This window comes from Pseudomonas sp. S2_H10 (assembly GCF_054668285.1).
Window position 1 is genome coordinate 5,485,642 of record NZ_CP162754.1, and the last position, 19,612, is coordinate 5,505,253.

17 protein-coding genes are annotated in these 19,612 nt (G+C 59.7%); 15 read left to right on the forward strand and 2 right to left on the reverse strand.

What is annotated here, in order from left to right; genetic code table 11:
* Positions 1-127: 127 nt before the first annotated feature.
* The 15 genes from flhA to AB4O16_RS24760 all read left to right on the forward strand — a co-directional run bounded on the left by flhA (position 128) and on the right by AB4O16_RS24760 (position 17,518).
* The gene (gene flhA / locus AB4O16_RS24690) at positions 128-2,257 is read left to right on the forward strand and encodes a flagellar biosynthesis protein FlhA (protein WP_160388255.1); all 2,130 of its coding nucleotides are present in this window, start codon (positions 128-130) and stop codon (positions 2,255-2,257) included.
* An 11-nt stretch (positions 2,258-2,268) separates the two neighbouring features.
* Positions 2,269-3,597 (forward strand): flagellar biosynthesis protein FlhF, encoded by a 1,329-nt coding sequence (flhF, locus tag AB4O16_RS24695; protein WP_460156060.1) that lies wholly within the window; start codon positions 2,269-2,271, stop codon positions 3,595-3,597.
* 116 nt (positions 3,598-3,713) lie between these two features.
* Positions 3,714-4,544 carry a flagellar synthesis regulator FleN gene (gene fleN / locus AB4O16_RS24700; protein ID WP_007975361.1) on the forward strand — a complete coding sequence of 277 codons (831 nt, stop codon included), beginning with the start codon at positions 3,714-3,716 and terminating at the stop codon, positions 4,542-4,544.
* On the forward strand, positions 4,541-5,281 hold the full coding sequence (gene fliA, locus AB4O16_RS24705) for an RNA polymerase sigma factor FliA (protein ID WP_007894214.1): 741 nt from the start codon (positions 4,541-4,543) through the stop codon (positions 5,279-5,281). Before fleN ends, fliA begins: the two co-directional genes overlap by 4 nt.
* Before the next feature lie 167 nt (positions 5,282-5,448).
* Positions 5,449-5,820, forward strand: a complete 372-nt coding sequence (locus AB4O16_RS24710) for a chemotaxis response regulator CheY (RefSeq protein WP_003183998.1) — start codon at positions 5,449-5,451, stop codon at positions 5,818-5,820.
* Between the two features lie 21 nt (positions 5,821-5,841).
* Positions 5,842-6,630 (forward strand): protein phosphatase CheZ, encoded by a 789-nt coding sequence (locus AB4O16_RS24715; protein WP_460156061.1) that lies wholly within the window; start codon positions 5,842-5,844, stop codon positions 6,628-6,630.
* 54 nt (positions 6,631-6,684) lie between these two features.
* Entirely contained in the window at positions 6,685-8,946 is a 2,262-nt protein-coding gene (locus AB4O16_RS24720; RefSeq protein ID WP_460156062.1) for a chemotaxis protein CheA, read from the forward strand.
* Positions 8,947-8,994: 48 nt separating this feature from the next.
* Positions 8,995-10,137 (forward strand): protein-glutamate methylesterase/protein-glutamine glutaminase, encoded by a 1,143-nt coding sequence (locus tag AB4O16_RS24725; RefSeq protein ID WP_460156063.1) that lies wholly within the window; start codon positions 8,995-8,997, stop codon positions 10,135-10,137.
* Positions 10,137-10,877: a flagellar motor protein gene (locus tag AB4O16_RS24730; RefSeq protein ID WP_007980738.1), complete on the forward strand. Its 741-nt coding sequence runs from the start codon at positions 10,137-10,139 to the stop codon at positions 10,875-10,877. The genes AB4O16_RS24725 and AB4O16_RS24730 overlap by 1 nt, the downstream gene beginning before the upstream one ends.
* 12 nt (positions 10,878-10,889) lie before the next feature.
* Positions 10,890-11,780, forward strand: coding sequence for a flagellar motor protein MotD (gene motD, locus AB4O16_RS24735; protein WP_150716486.1), 891 nt, complete (start codon positions 10,890-10,892; stop codon positions 11,778-11,780).
* Positions 11,781-11,823: 43 nt separating this feature from the next.
* A complete protein-coding gene (locus AB4O16_RS24740) occupies positions 11,824-12,612 on the forward strand; it encodes a ParA family protein (RefSeq protein WP_460156064.1) in 789 nt (262 codons plus the stop codon).
* A 126-nt stretch (positions 12,613-12,738) separates the two neighbouring features.
* The gene (locus tag AB4O16_RS24745) at positions 12,739-13,677 is read left to right on the forward strand and encodes a CheW domain-containing protein (protein ID WP_460156065.1); all 939 of its coding nucleotides are present in this window, start codon (positions 12,739-12,741) and stop codon (positions 13,675-13,677) included.
* 73 nt (positions 13,678-13,750) lie between these two features.
* Positions 13,751-14,236, forward strand: coding sequence for a chemotaxis protein CheW (locus tag AB4O16_RS24750; RefSeq protein ID WP_007980742.1), 486 nt, complete (start codon positions 13,751-13,753; stop codon positions 14,234-14,236).
* Positions 14,237-14,629 carry a DUF2802 domain-containing protein gene (locus AB4O16_RS24755; protein ID WP_160388261.1) on the forward strand — a complete coding sequence of 131 codons (393 nt, stop codon included), beginning with the start codon at positions 14,237-14,239 and terminating at the stop codon, positions 14,627-14,629.
* A gap of 435 nt (positions 14,630-15,064) precedes the next feature.
* Complete coding sequence (locus AB4O16_RS24760) at positions 15,065-17,518, forward strand: RICIN domain-containing protein (RefSeq protein ID WP_460156066.1); 2,454 nt, start codon at positions 15,065-15,067, stop codon at positions 17,516-17,518.
* 55 nt (positions 17,519-17,573) lie between these two features.
* Here the strand turns inward: AB4O16_RS24760 and AB4O16_RS24765 are convergent, their stop codons facing one another.
* Both AB4O16_RS24765 and fliK read right to left on the reverse strand, forming a co-directional pair.
* Positions 17,574-17,903 carry an EscU/YscU/HrcU family type III secretion system export apparatus switch protein gene (locus AB4O16_RS24765; RefSeq protein ID WP_460156067.1) on the reverse strand — a complete coding sequence of 110 codons (330 nt, stop codon included), beginning with the start codon at positions 17,901-17,903 and terminating at the stop codon, positions 17,574-17,576.
* A complete protein-coding gene (gene fliK, locus AB4O16_RS24770; protein WP_460156068.1) occupies positions 17,900-19,474 on the reverse strand; it encodes a flagellar hook-length control protein FliK in 1,575 nt (524 codons plus the stop codon). Before fliK ends, AB4O16_RS24765 begins: the two co-directional genes overlap by 4 nt.
* Between the last annotated feature and the right edge of the window lie 138 nt (positions 19,475-19,612).

A 19,612-nucleotide genomic window follows, 5' to 3' on the forward strand; every position in this document is an offset into this window, starting at 1 on the left:
GCGATGCATATCCCCCTGAAAAAACACTCTATTTCTCCTGCCGCAAAAGTTGGAAAGCTTCTTGCAGTAGCCGCTCTGCGCCTGCTTCAGGCGTCAAAAGTTTGCTTTAAAGGAACGGGGAAAACCGGTGGATCGCTCTCAGTTAATCAACACAGCTCGCACAAACGTCGCCGACCTCAGTCGGGGCAATCTGGGCGTGCCGCTGTTGTTGCTGGTCATGCTGGCGATGATGATGTTGCCGGTGCCGCCGTTCCTGCTCGACGTGTTCTTCACCTTCAACATTGCCCTGTCCATCGTCGTGCTGCTGGTGTGCGTCTACGCCTTGCGCCCGCTGGATTTCGCGGTGTTCCCGACCATTCTGCTGGTGGCGACGCTGTTGCGCCTGGCGTTGAACGTGGCCTCCACGCGGGTGGTGATGCTTCACGGCCAGGACGGTCATGCGGCGGCCGGCAAGGTGATCCAGGCGTTCGGCGAGGTGGTGATCGGCGGTAACTACGTGGTCGGTATCGTGGTCTTCGCGATCCTGATGATCATCAACTTCGTCGTGGTGACCAAGGGTGCGGGGCGGATTTCCGAGGTGAGCGCGCGTTTCACCCTCGATGCGATGCCCGGCAAGCAAATGGCGATCGACGCCGACCTCAACGCCGGCCTGATCGATCAGGCCCAGGCCAAGGCGCGCCGCTCGGAAGTGGCCCAGGAGGCCGAGTTCTACGGCTCCATGGACGGTGCCAGCAAATTCGTCCGGGGTGACGCCATCGCCGGCCTGTTGATCCTGTTCATCAACCTGATCGGCGGCATGGCGGTCGGTATCTTCCAGCACGGCATGACCTTCGGCGACGCCGGCAAGGTGTATGCGCTGCTGACCATCGGTGACGGTTTGGTGGCGCAATTGCCATCACTGTTGTTATCGACAGCGGCGGCCATCATGGTGACCCGTGCTTCCGGTTCGGAAGACATGGGCAAGCAGATCAATCGGCAGATGTTCGCTTCGCCCAAGGCGCTGGCGGTGGCGGCAGGCCTGATGGCGGTCATGGGCCTGGTGCCCGGCATGCCGCACTTCTCGTTCCTCAGCATGGCGGCCATGGCGGCCGGTGGCGCCTACCTGTTCTGGAAGAAGCAGAACGTCGCCAAGGTGCAGGCCCTGCAAGAGGTCAAGCGCCAGCAGGAACTGCTGCCGTCGCCGGCCCGCGCCCAGGAAACCAAGGAGCTTGGCTGGGATGACGTGACGCCTATCGACATGATCGGCCTGGAAGTGGGTTATCGCCTGATTCCTTTGGTGGACCGCAACCAGGGCGGCCAGTTGCTGGCGCGGATCAAGGGGGTGCGCAAGAAGCTGTCCCAGGATCTGGGCTTCCTGATGCCGACCGTGCATATCCGCGACAACCTCGACCTGGCGCCCAGTGCCTATCGCCTGACCCTCATGGGGGTGATCCTGGCCGAAGCGGAGATTTACCCGGACCGCGAGCTGGCGATCAACCCGGGGCAGGTCTACGGCACGCTCAACGGCATTACCGCCAAAGATCCGGCTTTCGGCCTGGAGGCGGTCTGGATCGAAATCAGCCAGCGCGCCCAGGCGCAATCGCTCGGATATACCGTGGTCGATGCCAGTACAGTGGTGGCCACCCACTTGAACCAGATACTCTACAAGCATTCCAGTGAACTGATCGGTCACGAAGAAGTGCAGCAACTCATGCAATTGCTGGCCAAAAGCTCGCCAAAGCTGGCCGAGGAGCTGGTGCCGGGCGTGGTTTCGCTGTCGCAGCTGCTCAAGGTGCTGCAAGCGCTGTTGGCCGAACAGGTGCCTGTACGCGATATCCGCAGCATTGCCGAGGCGATCGCCAACAATGCCGCCAAGAGTCAAGATACCGCCGCGCTGGTGGCTGCCGTGCGGGTTGGCGTATCCCGTGCAATCGTCCAAAGCATTGTAGGCACTGAGTCGGAGCTGCCAGTTATCACGCTGGAGCCAAGGTTGGAACAGATATTGCTCAATAGTCTGCAGAAGGCAGGACAAGGCTCTGAAGAGGGCGTTCTGCTGGAGCCAAGCATGGCGGAGAAGCTGCAGCGCTCGCTGATCGACGCAGCGCAGCGCCAGGAGATGCAAGGTCAGCCGGTGATTCTGCTGGTGGCCGGTCCGGTTCGCGCGATGCTCTCGCGATTTGGCCGGCTCGCAGTCCCGGGTTTGCACGTGTTGGCTTACCAGGAAATCCCTGACAACAAGCAAGTGACCATCGTTGCGACAGTAGGGCCCAACGGCTGAGGTAGTGGTTTATGCAAGTTAAGCGTTTTTTCGCCGCCGATATGCGTCAGGCCATGAAGCTGGTTCGTGATGAGCTGGGCGCTGATGCCGCCATTATTGGCAACCGGCGCATTGCCGGTGGTGTCGAGCTGACGGCTGCGCTGGATTACAAGTTGTCGGCGCTGGCGCCGCGTGTTCCGAACATGGAGCTCGAAGACGAGCTGCGCAAGACTCAGTCGCGGATCGTCACCGCCCAGGCCGAATTGAGCCTGCGCAGCGATGGCGAGAGCGACAAGAGCACCAATCGCCAGTTGTTCGCCGGCTTGCCGCTGACCGCCGCCGAGCCGCTGATCGAACCGACGTACGCCGAACCCCGTCGCCCCGCACCGGCCGCTGCGCCGGCAGCCGGTGGCGTCGACCCGCGCGCGTTCGACTCGATGCGCTTCGAGCTCAACAGCCTGCGCGAACTCATGGAAGTACAACTCGGCTCCCTGGCCTGGAACCAGCTGCAAGGCAGCCGTCCCGACCAGGCCAACCTCTGGCGCCGCCTGCAACGCATCGGCCTGTCCGGCCCGCTGTCGCGCGACCTGCTGGCGCTGATCAGCGATATCGAAGAACCCCGTCAGGCCTGGCGCATGTTGCTGGCGCACCTGGCGCGGATGATCGCTACCCCGGAAATCGAGCCGCTGGAAGAGGGCGGTGTGATCGCCATGGTCGGCCCTGCCGGCATGGGCAAGACCACCACCCTGGCCAAGCTGGCTGCGCGTTACGTGCTCAAGTACGGCGCGAACAACATTGCCCTGGTGAGCATGGACAGCTTCCGCATCGGCGCCCAGGAGCAGCTCAAGACCCTGGGGCGCATCCTCAATGTGCCGGTGACCCACGTCGATCCGGGCCAGTCCCTGGTGCAGGCGCTGGAGCCACTGCTGCGCAAGCGTGTGGTGCTGATCGATACCGCCGGCCTGCAGGCCAGCGACCCGGCCCTGCGCATGCAGCTCGAAAGCCTGGCCGGTCGTGGCATCCGCTCGAAAAATTATCTGGTTCTGGCAACCACCAGCCAGAAACAGGTTCTAACGGCCGCTTATCATAGTTACAAGCGTTGCGGGCTCGCCGGCTGCATCCTGACTAAACTGGATGAAACGGCAAGCCTGGGCGAGGTGTTGAGCCTCGCCATCAGTCATGAGCTGCCGGTGGCGTACCTGACCGATGGTCCGCGGATTCCGGATGATCTTCATCTGCCGCGCCGTCATCAGTTGGTCAGTCGCGCTGTCAGCGTGCAAATGCAGGAAGAACCCAGCGAAGAAGCCATGGCTGACATGTTCGCTGATATCTACCACAGCCCGACCAAGCAGGTTGGCTGAGGTAATAATGAATCGTTTTTGTACCTACATCGATGGTCTGCCATGCATTGTTCCGTTTGCGAACGCGCAGCCAGTAATGTGGCCTCCGTCTATGCAAGACAAGGTAAAGAAATAACATGGGCAGCATGCATCCCGTACAGGTGATCGCGGTGACCGGCGGCAAAGGTGGCGTCGGGAAAACTAACGTGTCAGTGAACTTGTCCCTGGCTTTGGCTGAGCTTGGCCGGCGCGTCATGCTGCTGGACGCCGACCTGGGACTGGCGAACGTCGATGTTCTGCTGGGCCTGACACCCAAACGTACCCTGGCCGACGTAATCGAGGGCCGCTGCGAACTGCGCGATGTATTGCTGCAGGGGCCAGGCGGCATCCGTATCGTTCCGGCCGCCTCCGGCACTCAGAGCATGGTGCATCTGAGCCCCGCGCAACACGCTGGCCTGATCCAGGCCTTCAGTGATATCGGCGACAACCTCGACGTGCTGGTGATCGATACCGCCGCGGGCATCGGCGAGTCGGTCGTCAGCTTCGTTCGCGCCGCCCAGGAAGTGCTGCTGGTGGTGTGCGACGAGCCGACCTCGATTACCGATGCCTACGCCTTGATCAAGTTGCTCAATCGCGACTACGGCATGAACCGCTTCCGCGTCCTGGCCAACATGGCCCAGAGCCCGCAGGAAGGGCGCAACCTGTTCGCCAAGTTGACCAAGGTCACCGATCGCTTCCTCGACGTCGCCCTGCAATACGTCGGCGCGGTGCCCTACGACGAAAGCGTGCGCAAGGCTGTGCAGAAGCAGCGCGCCGTCTACGAGGCGTTCCCGCGCTCCAAGTGCTCGCTGGCGTTCAAGGCCATCGCGCAGAAGGTCGATACCTGGCCGCTGCCGGCCAACCCGCGTGGGCACCTGGAATTCTTCGTCGAGCGGCTCGTGCAGCAGACAGCAGGACCTGTGCTATGACAGCCAGCGGCTACAACCTCTACAAGAAGTCGGCACGCGATGCGCAGTACGAGCTGATCGAGCGTTACGCGCCGCTGGTTAAACGCATTGCTTACCACTTGCTGGCGCGCCTGCCGGCCAGTGTCCAGGTCGAAGACCTGATCCAGGCCGGGATGATCGGCCTGCTTGAAGTGTCGACCAAATATGACGCCAGCAAAGGCGCCAGTTTCGAGACGTACGCGGGCATTCGAATCCGCGGCGCCATGCTCGATGAAGTGCGCAAGGGGGACTGGGCGCCACGTTCGGTCCACCGTAATACGCGCATGGTCAGCGATGCCATCCGCTCGATTGAAGCGAAAACCGGCCGTGACGCTAAAGATCACGAGGTTGCGGCCGAACTCCAATTGAGTCTCGACGATTACTACGGAATTTTGAACGACACCCTGGGCAGCCGCTTATTCAGTTTCGACGATCTGTTGCAGGACGGCGAACACGAAGGGCTGCACGAGGATGGCGCGAGTGCTCATCTCGAGCCGTCACGCGATCTGGAAGATGAACGCTTCCAGGCTGCGCTGGCGGATGCGATTGCCAATTTGCCGGAGCGTGAGCGACTGGTGTTGGCGCTGTACTACGACGAAGAGTTGAACCTCAAGGAAATCGGTGAGGTCCTGGGGGTCAGCGAATCGCGGGTCAGCCAGTTACACAGCCAGTGCGCGGCCCGTTTGCGGGGGCGTTTGGGGGAGTGGCGAGCGCGCTGAAGGCAGTGTGGGGACACTGCGAACGAGGCTGGTGTGGTGTTGAACTGCCCCGGTCGCGATCTGTTGTGCTCCAGACAGTCATTGAGTGCTTTGCCGGATTGATTGAAATGGCGCGTCCAGGTGCTGGGCGCGTTTAAGACTGCTTGGAGGTCGAATTGGACAAGAACATGAAAATCCTCATCGTTGATGACTTCTCAACGATGCGGCGGATCATCAAGAACCTGCTGCGTGACCTTGGGTTCACCAACACCGTCGAGGCCGACGATGGCACTACCGCCATCCCGGTGCTCAACAGCGGAAGCATCGACTTTCTGGTAACGGACTGGAACATGCCTGGCATGACCGGTATCGATCTGCTGCGCCACGTGCGCGCCGATGAAAAGCTCAAGCACCTGCCGGTGCTGATGGTGACCGCTGAAGCCAAGCGTGAGCAGATCATCGAAGCGGCCCAGGCCGGCGTTAACGGCTATGTGGTCAAACCCTTCACGGCCCAGGCGTTGAAAGAAAAAATCGAGAAGATTTTCGAACGCATCGGTTGATGAGTGCGCCACGGGGGAGCTATGGGCAATAACGAATCTTCATTGGGCGACTTTGAGTCGACCCTGAAAAAACACGCCGTCGAATTGGTCGCGAGCCTTGAAAAAGGCAAGTTCGGCGACGCCGTGCAATTGATCCATGAGCTCAACCAGACCCGTGACCGCGGCCTGTATCAGGAGGTGGGCAAGCTCACCCGCGAGCTGCACAGCGCGATCGTCAATTTCCAGATTGACCCTCACATGCCGCAAGCCGAAGAAGTGTCGCAGATCACCGATGCCGCCGAGCGCCTGGGGTACGTTGTCAAGCTGACCGAAGCCGCGGCCAACCGCACCATGGACCTGGTGGAAAGTGCCACGCCGCTGGTCAACGGCCTGGCGGATGAAGCCCAGGCCTTGAGCGCGGACTGGGGGCGCTTCATGCGTCGTGAAGTCGGCGCCGAAGAGTTCCGCGAACTGGCCCGGCGGGTCGAGGGCTTCCTGGCGCGCAGCGGCACGGATAACCGCGCGGTGTCGGGCAACCTCAACGACATCCTGCTCGCCCAGGATTACCAGGACCTCACGGGGCAAGTGATCAAGCGCGTGACCCAACTGGTCACCGAAGTTGAAAGCAACCTGCTCAAGCTCGTGCTGATGGCCAGTCAGGTGGACCGCTTTGCGGGCATCGAACATGACCGTGAAGCGATGCTTGCTGAAAAAGATCCACAAAAACATCTCTCTCAGGGTGAAGGTCCGCAGATTCATGCCGATAAAAGAGAAGACGTTGTGTCCGGTCAGGACGATGTGGACGATTTGTTATCCAGCCTTGGATTCTAGCGTTTTGGAATTTCAGGTTTTTTGGGTTTTTAGACCTGTAGGAGCACCCCCTTAATGAGCTTCGGCGCCGATGAAGAGATCCTTCAGGATTTCCTGGTTGAGGCCGGCGAGATTCTAGAGCAACTGTCCGAGCAACTGGTCGAGCTGGAAAGCCGTCCGGATGATGCGGATCTGCTCAATGCAATTTTTCGCGGTTTTCACACTGTAAAAGGGGGCGCCGGCTTCCTCCAGCTCAACGAGCTGGTGGAGTGCTGCCACATCGCCGAGAACGTGTTCGACATCCTGCGCAAGGGCGAGCGTCGCGTCGATTCGGAACTGATGGACGTGGTTCTCGAAGCGCTGGACGCGGTGAACGGCATGTTCAGCGAAGTCCGCGAGCGCAGCCCGATCACGGCTGCAACGCCAGAATTGCTGGCGGCGCTGGCCCGTCTGGCCGAGCCGCAATCGGCTGACGAGGCGGTCTCTGCGCCGGTCGCCGAGGTGATCGAAGAACCGGTGGCCGAAACCGCTTCCGACGACATCACCGATACCGAATTCGAACAACTGCTGGACTCGCTCAATGCCGTCAAGGCACAGGCCGAGGCGCCGGCGGTTGCCCAAGCACCTGCAAGCGAGCCACCTGCCAGCGACGAAATCACCGATGCCGAGTTCGAGTCGTTGCTCGATCAGTTGCACGGTAAAGGCCAGTTTGCCATCGATGCGGTTGCGCCGGCTCCGGCTGCGCCACAAGCACCGAAAGCGGCGGGCGACAGTTCCGATATTACTGATGACGAATTTGAAGCACTGCTGGACCAGCTGCATGGCAAAGGCAACTTCGCCGTCGAGGCACTGGAGTCGGCCATCGCTTCGGTGCCTGCAGCCGCAGCACCCAGCGCGGCGGCGGCCGGCGGCGATCTGATTTCCGATCACGAGTTCGAAGCACTGCTCGACGAACTGCACGGCAAGGGCAAGTTCAGCGAAGTCGGCACCGCGGCGGTGGCCAACGGTTCGAACGCGACTACTGTTGCGGCAGCGCCAGCCAAGGCGGCGGCACCGAAACCGGTCGCCAAGGCCCCGGAGCCAAAAGCCCAGGCCCCGGCAGCCGCTGCTGCCCCGGCTGCGGCTCGCGCCCCGGCCGCGCCACCGGCGGAAAAACCGGCGAGCGAAGCCGAGACCACCGTACGTGTCGACACCGCACGTCTCGACGAGATCATGAACATGGTCGGCGAGTTGGTGCTGGTGCGTAACCGCCTGGTCCGCCTGGGCCTCAACAGCGGCGACGAAGCCATGTCCAAGGCCGTGTCGAACCTCGACGTAGTCACGGCCGACCTGCAGACCGCGGTCATGAAGACCCGGATGCAACCGATCAAGAAAGTCTTCGGGCGCTTCCCGCGCCTGGTTCGTGACCTGGCCCGCCAGCTCAAGAAAGAGATCAACCTGGAACTGGTCGGCGAAGAAACCGACCTCGACAAGAACCTCGTCGAGGCCCTGGCCGACCCGTTGGTCCACTTGGTGCGCAACGCGGTCGACCACGGCATCGAATCGCCGGAAGAACGCGAAGCCTCGGGCAAGGCTCGTGGCGGCAAGGTGATCCTGGCGGCCGAGCAGGAAGGCGATCACATCTTGCTGTCGATCTCCGACGACGGCAAAGGCATGGACCCGAATGTCCTGCGTTCGATCGCGGTGAAACGCGGTGTGATGGACAAGGATGCCGCCGACCGCCTGAGCGACACCGAATGCTACAACCTGATCTTCGCTCCGGGATTCTCGACCAAGACCGAGATCTCCGACGTATCCGGTCGCGGCGTGGGCATGGACGTGGTGAAAACCAAGATTTCCCAGCTCAACGGCTCGATCAACATCTACTCGGCCAAGGGCCAGGGTTCGAAGATCGTCATCAAGGTGCCGCTGACCCTGGCGATCATGCCGACGCTGATGGTCATGCTCGGCAACCAGGCGTTCGCGTTCCCGCTGGTGAACGTCAACGAGATCTTCCACCTCGACCTGTCGACCACCAACGTGGTGGACGGTCAGGAAGTGGTGATCGTGCGGGACAAGGCCCTGCCTTTGTTCTACCTCAAACGCTGGCTGGTCAGCTCCGCCGCTCACGAAGAGCAGCGCGAAGGCCATGTGGTGATCCTTTCGGTGGGCACCCAGCGGATCGGCTTTGTCGTCGATCAACTGGTGGGCCAGGAAGAAGTGGTCATCAAGCCGTTGGGCAAAATGCTCCAGGGAACGCCGGGCATGTCCGGCGCCACCATCACCGGTGACGGCCGCATCGCGCTGATTCTCGATGTACCGAGCATGCTCAAGCGTTACGCCACACGGCGTATTTGATTCTGGTGGAGCGGGGCGCCTGGCCTCGCTCCATCTAATGGAGTGTTTATGGCAGTCAAAGTCCTGGTGGTGGACGATTCGGGGTTTTTCCGCCGCCGCGTCTCGGAAATTCTTTCAGCGGATTCCAATATCCAGGTCGTCGGTACGGCGACCAACGGCAAAGAGGCGATCGATCAGGCACTGGCCCTCAAGCCAGACGTGATCACCATGGACTACGAGATGCCGATGATGGACGGCATCACCGCCGTGCGGCACATCATGCAGCGCTGCCCGACCCCGGTGTTGATGTTCTCCTCGCTCACCCACGAAGGCGCCCGGGTCACCCTCGATGCGCTGGATGCCGGCGCGGTGGACTTCCTGCCGAAGAATTTCGAAGACATCTCGCGCAACCCCGAGAAGGTCAAGCAACTGCTGTGCGAGAAGATTCTGAGCATCTCGCGCAGCAATCGTCGTGTCAGTCACTACAGCGCGCCGGCGCCTGTCGCTGCGCCAGCCCCGACACCTGCACCTGCACCTTCGAGCGTCGGCAGTTTTGCCAGCAGCGCGCCTGCGCGTCCGGCACCGGCACCGATCCCGGTGCGTACGCATGCGCATGCGGCCACTGCGTCGTCGCCCACGCCGAAACGCAAAAACTACAAGCTGGTGGCCATCGGCACGTCCACCGGCGGCCCGGTTGCGCTGCAACGGGTGTTGACCCAATTGCCGGCCAACTTCCCGGCACCGATCGTGCTGGTCCAGCACATGCCGGCGGCCTTCACCAAGGCCTTCGCCGAGCGTTTGGACAAGCTCTGCCGCATCAGCGTCAAGGAAGCCGAGGATGGCGACATCCTGCGTCCGGGCCTGGCTTTGCTGGCGCCGGGTGGCAAGCAGATGATGATCGACGGCCGCGGCGCGGTGAAAATCCTCCCGGGTGACGAGCGTCTGAACTACAAACCGTGCGTGGACATCACCTTCGGTTCGGCAGCCAAGTCCTACGGCGACAAAGTTCTGGCGGTCGTCCTGACCGGCATGGGCGCCGACGGCCGTGAGGGCGCGCGCCTGCTCAAGCAGGGCGGCAGTTCGATCTGGGCACAGGACGAAGCCAGTTGCGTGATCTATGGCATGCCGATGGCCATCGTCAAGGCTGAACTCGCCGACGCGGTGTACAGCCTCGACGACATTGGCAAGCACCTGGTCGAGGCCTGTCTCTGATGGATGTTCTAAGCCTGATCGGCATCATCATGGCCTTTGTCGCCATTATTGGCGGCAACTACCTTGAAGGCGGTCACCTCGGCGCCCTGGCCAACGGCCCGGCAGCGCTGATCGTGCTCGGCGGCACCATCGGTGCGGCGCTGCTGCAATCGCCGATGAGCGCCTTCAAGCGCGCCATGCAGATCCTTGCCTGGATCCTGTTCCCGCCACGCGTCGACCTGGCCGGCGGCATCGACCGCGTGGTCAACTGGAGCCTGACGGCGCGCAAGGAAGGCCTGCTGGGCCTGGAAGGCATCGCCGACGCCGAACCCGACAACTACGCGCGCAAAGGCCTGCAACTGCTGGTCGACGGCGCCGAGCCGGAAGCGATCCGGAGCATTCTGGAAGTGGATTTCTACACCCAGGAAAGCCGTGATATCGAAGCGGCCAAGGTCTTCGAAAGCATGGGCGGTTACGCGCCGACCATCGGCATCATCGGTGCGGTGATGGGCCTGATTCACGTCATGGGCAACCTGGGTGATCCGTCGCAACTGGGTAACGGCATCGCCGTGGCCTTCGTCGCCACCATCTACGGCGTGGCCAGTGCCAACCTGGTGCTGCTGCCGATTGCCGCCAAACTCAAAGCCATCGCGCTGCGCCAGTCGCGTTATCGCGAAATGTTGCTGGAAGGACTGCTGTCGATCGCCGAAGGTGAAAACCCTCGCTCCATCGAGTTGAAGCTCCAGGGCTTCATGGATTAAGGGAATAAACTCATGGCCCGTCGTCGACATCAGGAAGAGCATGTAAACCATGAACGTTGGCTGGTTTCCTATGCCGACTTCATCACCTTGCTGTTTGCTTTCTTCGTGGTGATGTACTCGATCTCGTCGATCAACGAAGGCAAGTACAAGGTCATCTCCGAAGCGCTGGTCGGGGTCTTTACCGACTCCGATCGTTCGCTCAAGCCGATCCCCATCGGTGACGAACGGCCGAAGACCGTGACCCCGGCCAAGCCGCTGGTCAAGGACAGCGACCAGGTCGATGCCGGTGTCTCCGGCGCCAGCGATCCGCTCAAAAGCATTGCCGACGACATCAGCGCGGCGTTCGGTGACCTGATCAGCTCCAACCAGATGACCGTGCGCGGCAACGAGTTGTGGGTCGAGATCGAGCTCAATTCCAGCCTGTTGTTCGGCAGCGGCGACGCCATGCCCAGCGACATCGCGTTCAACATCATCGACAAGGTCGCGGCGATCCTCAAGCCGTTCGACAACCCGATTCATGTCGAAGGTTTCACTGACGATCAACCGATCCGCACCGCGCAGTACCCGACCAACTGGGAGCTCTCTTCGGCCCGCTCGGCGAGCATCGTGCGCATGCTGGCGATGCAGGGGGTGAACCCCGGTCGCCTGGCTTCGGTGGGTTATGGCGAGTTCCAGCCGGTGGCCAACAATGCCACCGCTGAAGGCCGCGCACGCAACCGTCGGGTGGTGCTGGTGGTGTCGCGCAACCTCGATGTGCGCCGCAGCCTGACCGGCACCGGAACCGCCAATGCGCAACCGGATGCCGCCTTGAAGCGTGCTGGCACACAAACTGCACCGACCCCGGTCAAGTCGCCGGTACGAGAGAACGCCGTCAATTCTCCGTCGCCCGCATTAACACGTTGAGCTATTTCTCGGTCGATCCGTTCGGCCGGGAGGAACAATCCGAATGAGAGTCTGGGCAGTCGCCAATCAAAAGGGTGGTGTCGGTAAAACCACTTCCTCCATCGCTTTAGCCGGGTTACTGGCCGAGGCGGGCAAGCGCGTGGTCGTGGTCGACCTCGACCCCCACGGCTCCATGACCAGCTACTTCGGCTACGACCCCGATGCCCTGGAACACAGCAACTACGACCTGTTCCTGCACAAGGGCAACCTGCCCCAGGGTTTGCCGGGTCAACTGCTGCTGTCGACCAGTGACGAACGCATCTCCCTGTTGCCGTCCAGCACCGCGCTGGCCACCCTTGAGCGCCAGTCGCCGGGGCAGAGCGGTCTGGGCCTGGTGATTGCCAAGAGCCTGGCGCAACTGTGGCAGGACTTCGATTACGCGGTGATCGACAGCCCGCCATTGCTCGGCGTGCTGATGGTCAATGCCTTGGCGGCGAGCCAGCAACTGGTGATCCCGGTGCAGACCGAACACCTGGCGGTCAAGGGCCTGGAGCGCATGGTCAACACCCTGGCAATGATCAACCGCTCGCGCAAGCAGGCGCTCCCGTTCACCATCGTGCCGACGCTGTTTGACCGCCGCACCCAGGCCTCCCTCGGCACCTTGCGTGTACTGCGCGACAAATTCCCCGACGATATCTGGCAAGGCTATATCCCGGTGGACACGCGCCTGCGCGATGCCAGCCGCGCCGGGCTGACGCCTTCGCAGTTCGACGGCAAAAGCCGTGGCGTTCTCGCTTACCGTGCGTTGCTCAAGCACCTGTTAGCGGCACAACTCGTTCCGCAGGTGGCCTGACATGACCCCGATCCCTGTAGGAGCGAGCCTGCTCGCGATGAACCTGAGCGCACCACGGGGTGTCAGGTTTCCCGAGTCATCGTTGACGACCATCGCGAGCAGGCTCGCTCCTACAGGTGTGTGCGCATGAACCGGCCATTGAAGGTGACGTCGCGTCCACAACTGGCGCTGCAGTCGTATCTGGACAGCCTGCTGCAGGAAGTGACTGAAGAGTTGACGCTGCCCCTGGAGGCAGTGGCCGAGGAGATCGCCGCCGACACCGTGCTGGACGAGTTCCAGGCTGCCGTGCTCGAAGAACAGGCCCGGGATGCGCAGAAAACCGCGCCTGTGGTTGCGCCAGTCGCACCGGTGGCCAAGGTGCCGGTGGCCCTGGTCGAAGCGCCGGAACCCGTTCTGGCACCGGTATCGACCCTTGCGCCGCTGTTGCAAACCCTGAGCGCTCCCGTCATTGAAACGCCTGTGGCGCTGGAGACTCCGGTTATCGAGGAGCCTCAGGCGCTGGTGCCGCCAATCGTCGAAGTGCACCTGCCACCGAGCAACACGCCGCCTCCGGTCGACTCCGATGGTCGTCCGTCCTGGGCCGCCGAGCCTTTCGAATGCCTGCTGTTCGATGTCGCCGGCTTGACCCTGGCGGTGCCGCTGGTGTGCCTGGGGTCGATCTATTCCCTGGCCGGTCACGAGCTGACGCCGCTGTTCGGCCAGCCGGAATGGTTCCTCGGCATCCTGCCGAGCCAGGCGGGCAATCTGAAGGTTCTCGATACCGCGCGCTGGGTCATGCCCGACCGTTACCGCGACGATTTCAAGCAGGGCCTGCAATACGTGATTTCGGTGCAGGGCTACGAGTGGGGGCTGGCGGTGCATCAGGTCAGCCGCTCGTTGCGCCTGGACCCGAATGAAATCAAATGGAGAAGTCACCGGGGCCAGCGGCCATGGCTCGCCGGCACGGTGATCGAACACATGTGCGCCTTGCTCGATGTCGCCTCGTTGGCCGAGTTGATCGCCAGTGGTGGGGCAAAGCACATGTCCGGCAGCAAGCCGAACCAAAAACCGACAAACATCAGATAAACAACAGGCGACGCCACTCGATGGCGTTGCACGGAACACACACCGCCAGGGCGGTTTCTTGAGGGGTCAGGGTATGAATGACAAGGCAACGGCGGCAAAAGGTTCCGAAGATCCGATCCTGCAATGGGTCACCTTCAAGCTGGACAACGAGACCTACGGCATCAACGTGATGCGCGTTCAGGAAGTGTTGCGTTACACCGAAATCGCCCCGGTCCCGGGTGCCCCGAGCTACGTGCTGGGCATCATCAACCTGCGCGGCAACGTCGTCACCGTGATCGACACCCGCCAGCGCTTCGGCCTGATGAATGCCGAGATCAGCGACAACACCCGTATCGTCATCATCGAAGCCGACAAGCAGGTGGTCGGGATCATGGTCGACAGCGTGGCCGAAGTGGTTTACCTGCGTCAGTCGGAAATCGAAACCGCACCGAACGTGGGTAACGAAGAGTCCGCCAAGTTCATTCAAGGCGTATGCAACAAGAACAACGAATTGCTCATCCTGGTCGAGCTCGACAAGATGATGAGCGAAGAAGAATGGTCGGAACTGGAGAGTATCTGATTGATTCTCGAGGTTGCGGTCATTGTCCTGTTCCTGTTCTGGGCAGGCACGCTGGCAATGTTTCTGGGCTACATTCGCGCGCAGAAGCAGATCGCCGCGCAACAGGCCCAGGGTGATGCGCTGCGCGACCAGCGCATCAAGGACCTGGGCAAACGCGTTGACAACTACCAGAACGGCAACGTGCGCATGGGTGAAGACCTGCATGAGCTGCGCGCGATCGTCGCGCCGTTGCCGGACAAACTGGCGCAGCTGGAACAACGCGATCCGACCAGCCTGTCGTTTGCCCAGGCAGCGCGGCTGGTGGGCATGGGCGCCAGCGTCGACGAACTGACCCAGTCCTGCGGCTTGACCCAGGCTGAGGCGGAGTTGATGAGCAAGCTGCACAAGAACTGATTCTTGCGCTTGGCCTGCGATCCACTTCGCGGGCAAGCCCGCTCCCACACTGGATCAATGTCGTACACAAAATTTGTGCTCACAGAAAACCAAATGTGGCAGCAACTGTCTTGACCATGCCACTCGTCATCGCCATTCGGCACCTTCCCGCAACATGGCATTCAGCCTGATCAGCAAGACACAAATGCAGGCAAGAGCGCGACTTTCGCGCTCTTGCCTCGCTCCCGAAGTGCGTCATTGCCTGCTTCAAAAATCACACCGCACTCAGTGACCGCTCGTCTCAACTGGTATTTCTGACAGTAGTAAAGTGCGCTGGACGTAATAATACTCGAACATTATTTGGTGACGTTGGATTGGACTTTTCGTTCTAGTGCAAAGGGTTGGTTTTCTATCTGTCCGTGAATGATTACCGCTCTATTAATGGAGGACTCGTGTATGGAAACCAAGCTGGAGTATGGGGTTAAACTTTTTTTGCTGCGGCGTGCAAGAGCATTGGCGATACTGGTGCTCGCATTGAGTGGCACCGCTTTCGCAAGTGAGTCATTTAAGATAATTCCCTACGGTGGGTTGAATCCAGAACGTGCAGCTTGTTCTGGAAATCATCTTGTTAGTGTTGTCGCTCATATGGATGATGATCTGCTATTTGTTGAATCCGGCATATCAGAGGTCTTGGCTCAAGGTGGTTGTGTTACGGTTATTTTTATGGTTGGTGGGAGTTCTGGAGCGGGGTTTGAGTATGTGCTGAAACGAGAAAGAGCCTCCGAAAAAGCTTACGAAAGGATGCTGGGAGTCCGTACGGAATGGGCACCTTCTATAATTGAAGTCGGTCTCGTGAGCTTGAGAAGTGTAGTGGCTACTGCTAATTCAAGGTTAAGGTTGATTTTTTTAAGGGTGAAAGGTGGGCATGTCAGAGGTGGAGAAGTTCCTTTGGCAGATATGTTTGATTCTAACAGTCATGTGGTTAGCTGGTCGTATACAAATGATGTCTCGGGCCCAGCGAATATTTATACCAAGGCTACATTGGTTATGAACCTGGCGAAAATTATCGAGGGGTTGGGTGCAACGAAAGTGTATGCCTTGAATCCTGATACAACTCCCTATATTGAACACCCGGATCATATTTACTCAGCCCGATTTGCGCGTGCTGCTCTTCGTAATGTGAGTCGAGATATTCCGGTTGCCTATCATGAAACCTATCCATCCGCCGGCGGTGTTGCATCGCTATCTCCAGAGGCTACACAGCGTAAGCGCGATATCGCTGCTACCTATTTTCATTATGAAGGAGCGGAGCCGGTAAGCAGTGTCTTTAGTGAGGCTACGTGGAATGGGAATTGGGTGGCTCGCAGGAATTTTAAACTGAGCAACGCTCACGAATTAGTACCAGAGGTAAACATCCCGCTGGAGCCTTTGGTTAACTTTGAAACTCAGCAGTGTTTGACTTCTAATGGAGAGGGAACAGAACCAGTCCTGTATGGGTGTAAGAAAGACGATGCACAGCTTTGGTCGTTTGTGCCCTCGTCAATCAAAGTGGGAGAAATGGGGACTGCACTGTTAAAGAGTAAGTCGGGGCAGTGTGTTGCGATTGAAAATAATAGGTTAATCGAAAAGGGCTGCTCTGGAGGTGATGTCGCCCAGCAATGGACACCATGGGATTTCGGAAAAATATTTACGCCGCCGGTAGGCGCCGGTCGTTGCCTTGATGCATCGGCTGAATCATTAGTTAGCCATTGTGCACAGTTCAATGGTGCCGCGTTATGGACAAGGAAAATAATTAATGTCGATAGCGACACAAAAGTCGAAGTTGCATTGGTAGGCGATGTTGTTGGTGATGGAACAAGTAGTTTGGTGAAGGTGATCAGGCGTTCGGACGGCCCAGGGGTCGATGTATGGGTCTCTTCAACTAAAGATGGAATGGTTGAAAGTAAAGAGTGGTATGCAGGGCGAGTGGCTTTTGATGCGGAGTCTTTACAGTTTACGTGTGGGAATAATGAAATTTGTTATGATCAATCTCGTTATTTGCTGGCTGATTTTGATGGTGATGGCAAGGCTGATTTAATGGCAATTTCACCGGGAAAAGGCGGCGGAACTCTGTTCAGTCTGATGAAGAACCTTAACAATAATTTCGACCATCCTGAAGTATGGGCGACGTTAACTTCTCCATTTGATTATGAGCTTGCCCAGCAATACTTGGCGGGTGACTTTCGTGGTGTCGGCAAACAGGATGTGTTGATTGCGCATACCCGTGGCGATTCAGGTTTGAATTTTTGGGTGATGACGAATGAAGGAGGGGGGTTGAACGCTCCTTCCCTTTGGGCTCAAGCAGCAGGCCTTGGCAAGGCCGCGCATCTTTTTGTGGTTAATTCCGAGGGGGATGGTTTTTCAGATGTGCTTGCGGTTGACTTGGTTGATGAGCATTTGAGGATGTCAGTACTTAAAAGTACGAGAAGCGGGTTTGTTGTTGGCCCGCCAAGCAATTACATTGATTTTCTCTATGCTCGATCAAAAATCGTCACAGTTAACTCACCTGTTACTCATCTGACGGATGTTTGGGTTTTGCACGCAAGGGGCGACGGGGCTGCAACTAATTTTTGGAGGCTTGCCAATAATGGTGATGGATCATTTACGCCATCTGGATCTCCTGTCTACCAGGATGCTTCTCTAGCGTGGGCCGATATACAGCCCTATGCACGAACGTCAGGGACAGGTAGTCAAATTTTACTGGTCCATCGTGTTAATAACCCCGTTGGGGAATATTATTGGCGAGTGGGTCCTGTCGGCGTGAAAGCGCTTAATCTGAATGCTGCCGGAGTTCCATTGGATTTAATTAATTATGGTCAATTAGGCCTGTTTCAGTGGGCGAATCTGAAATGGCGGGCTCGTTTGAATTGAAAGAGGAACCGTGCGGATTTATATGAGCAGTGCAACATGGCGATGTGTAAAGTAGTTAGTAGTCATCGCCACGTTCCGTTATGTCTTTTTCCTGCAAGGGCATCTGCGGCCCTATCCCCTCCGGAAACTTCCCCTTCAAACTCCACGCAAACGCAATGATCTCGGCAATCGTCAGATAGAGCTCCTGGGGAATGCTGTCCCCCAGTTCCATCCTCGCCAACAACCTCACCAGTTCGGCGTTCTCATAGATCGGCACTTCGCAGTCGCGGGCGATGCGCAGGATTTCTTCCGCGAGCTCCTCGTCGCCCTTGGCGGTGAGAGTCGGGGCGTGGGTGCCGTCGTATTTGAGGGCGATGGCCTGGCGTGGGGTGTTGGGGTTTTTCATGCGGTTTCGTCGACCCAGCGTTGTTCGAGGCGGGTTTGTGGGCCTTGGGGTGGCGTGCCGAGGTGGCAATCGAGGTCGCCGACGTTGAGGCCGGCGCACAGCAGGCGATCACGCAGGCCGGCCAGGTTGCTTTCGATCAGGCTGGCGGTGTACGGCCTTTCGGCCCAGAGCTGGCCGGAAAGGCTGCCGGTGATCAGTTGCGCCTGGATTTGCAGCGGCCCCAAGGGCTCCATGGCGAAGGCCAGTTCCACTCGCCACAGCTGTTGCTTGGGTTCGCGTTCTTCGCGACGTTCCTTTGGCTGTTCTTTTTCGGGTGAGTCTTCACGCTGGAACTTGACCTGCAGCGGCACGATGTCTTGCATGTTGCGCATCGGGATTTCCATCTGCCAGGTGCTCATCAGCCGTCCGTCGGCGGTGACGCCGGTTTGCTCCAGGCTCGACAGCTGATGGCTTTGCAGGCGCGAAACCGCGGCGGCGGCCAGGCGCAGAAGGTGTTCGAGGTCGCCTTCACCGTCGGAGCTTTGCAGCAGGCGTTCGGGCAGCGGGAAGCCGCTCGGCGACGGTTTGGCACTGACCTGGCCGAGCATGCCCAGGGCATTGCGGACAAAATTCGGCATGGCCTGGGCCAGGGTATTGGCGGCGATGATCGCGCCGAGGCTGGTGTTGGCCGGCAAGCCCTGACTCAGTTGCGCGACCAGTTTGAGCAAATCGCCTTTCATGTCCGGCGTCAGCGTCGGGTTTTGCCCGCTCAACAGTTTGCTTTCGAGAAAAGCGCCGCTGCCGGCCAGCGCCAGCGCCAGGCCCTTGGCAGTGCTCAGTTGCTGGACATCCGGCAGGCCGGCGAGCAGGCGGGTGGCGGCGCTGCGCAGTTCGGTGGAGGTCTGGTCCGAGGCAGGAAGGTTCTGCAGTAGCTTGAGCAAGCCATCCAGCGAGCCCTGGCGGCTTTGCTGGTCGACCAGTTGCCGGGTCACCGCCAGTTGTTCCTGGCGGCTGCTCAGTGGCACGAATTTCAATGTCTGGCTGTCCTGCACCTGCGCACTCAGCAGGGTGCCGATGCGCAAGGGCTGCGAACTGTCGATGTTCAGGGTGCTGCCGCTCAGTGCGGTGTTGAGCAGGCTCACCATCGAGCGAAACACCATGGGCTGGCCCGGCACCTGCGGCAGCACTTGCGAGGTCAGCACCTTGCCCTGCAGCAGGGTGCCCACGGGCAATTGCGCGGTATCGATGCGGGTGAGGGTGGCAACACTGGAGGCAATGGCCTGTTGCACCGTCACGGCCAGGTTGCCGGCCGAGGGCTGGCTGACGAGCAGCGTCGTGCCCTGGGCGAGCGGTTGATTGCTGGTGGTCTGGACCGTGGTCTGGCGTCCGCTGTCGAGGGTGACCTTGAGCAGCATCTGGAAAGTCTGATCCGCCTGCTTGAGCGACAGCACTTCGGCCTGGGCGGTCTGACCGACGCTGATCAGACCCTCCACCGGCGTCAGCAACTTGAGCAACTCACCGCTGACCGCCGGCGCACGGGAGGTCGCCGGAAGGGTTTGCGGTAGCGGGAGGATGTTCATTTCGCCTGTCATACGCGGTCACAACCTGAGGAAAATGCACTCTTTAGAGTAGGATCTGGCATGTATAATGCCGCGCCGTTGTATCCAAAAATGGCGAAAACTTTGCAATTGTTTGACGCAGCTCTCTAGAACTAGACGTCATTGCATCTA

Bases quoted from the DNA above. Each gene is read 5' to 3' on its own strand.
- AB4O16_RS24765 (WP_460156067.1), bottom strand. From the start codon at position 17,903: ATGAAAAACCCCAACACCCCACGCCAGGCCATCGCCCTCAAATACGAC.
- flhF (WP_460156060.1), top strand. From the start codon at position 2,269: ATGCAAGTTAAGCGTTTTTTCGCCGCCGATATGCGTCAGGCCATGAAG.
- motD (WP_150716486.1), top strand. From the start codon at position 10,890: ATGGCCCGTCGTCGACATCAGGAAGAGCATGTAAACCATGAACGTTGG.
- AB4O16_RS24745 (WP_460156065.1), top strand. From the start codon at position 12,739: ATGAACCGGCCATTGAAGGTGACGTCGCGTCCACAACTGGCGCTGCAG.
- AB4O16_RS24720 (WP_460156062.1), top strand. From the start codon at position 6,685: ATGAGCTTCGGCGCCGATGAAGAGATCCTTCAGGATTTCCTGGTTGAG.
- AB4O16_RS24725 (WP_460156063.1), top strand. From the start codon at position 8,995: ATGGCAGTCAAAGTCCTGGTGGTGGACGATTCGGGGTTTTTCCGCCGC.
- fliK (WP_460156068.1), bottom strand. From the start codon at position 19,474: ATGACAGGCGAAATGAACATCCTCCCGCTACCGCAAACCCTTCCGGCG.
- AB4O16_RS24710 (WP_003183998.1), top strand. From the start codon at position 5,449: ATGAAAATCCTCATCGTTGATGACTTCTCAACGATGCGGCGGATCATC.
- fleN (WP_007975361.1), top strand. From the start codon at position 3,714: ATGGGCAGCATGCATCCCGTACAGGTGATCGCGGTGACCGGCGGCAAA.
- AB4O16_RS24715 (WP_460156061.1), top strand. From the start codon at position 5,842: ATGGGCAATAACGAATCTTCATTGGGCGACTTTGAGTCGACCCTGAAA.
- AB4O16_RS24760 (WP_460156066.1), top strand. From the start codon at position 15,065: ATGGAAACCAAGCTGGAGTATGGGGTTAAACTTTTTTTGCTGCGGCGT.
- AB4O16_RS24740 (WP_460156064.1), top strand. From the start codon at position 11,824: ATGAGAGTCTGGGCAGTCGCCAATCAAAAGGGTGGTGTCGGTAAAACC.
- AB4O16_RS24730 (WP_007980738.1), top strand. From the start codon at position 10,137: ATGGATGTTCTAAGCCTGATCGGCATCATCATGGCCTTTGTCGCCATT.
- AB4O16_RS24750 (WP_007980742.1), top strand. From the start codon at position 13,751: ATGAATGACAAGGCAACGGCGGCAAAAGGTTCCGAAGATCCGATCCTG.
- fliA (WP_007894214.1), top strand. From the start codon at position 4,541: ATGACAGCCAGCGGCTACAACCTCTACAAGAAGTCGGCACGCGATGCG.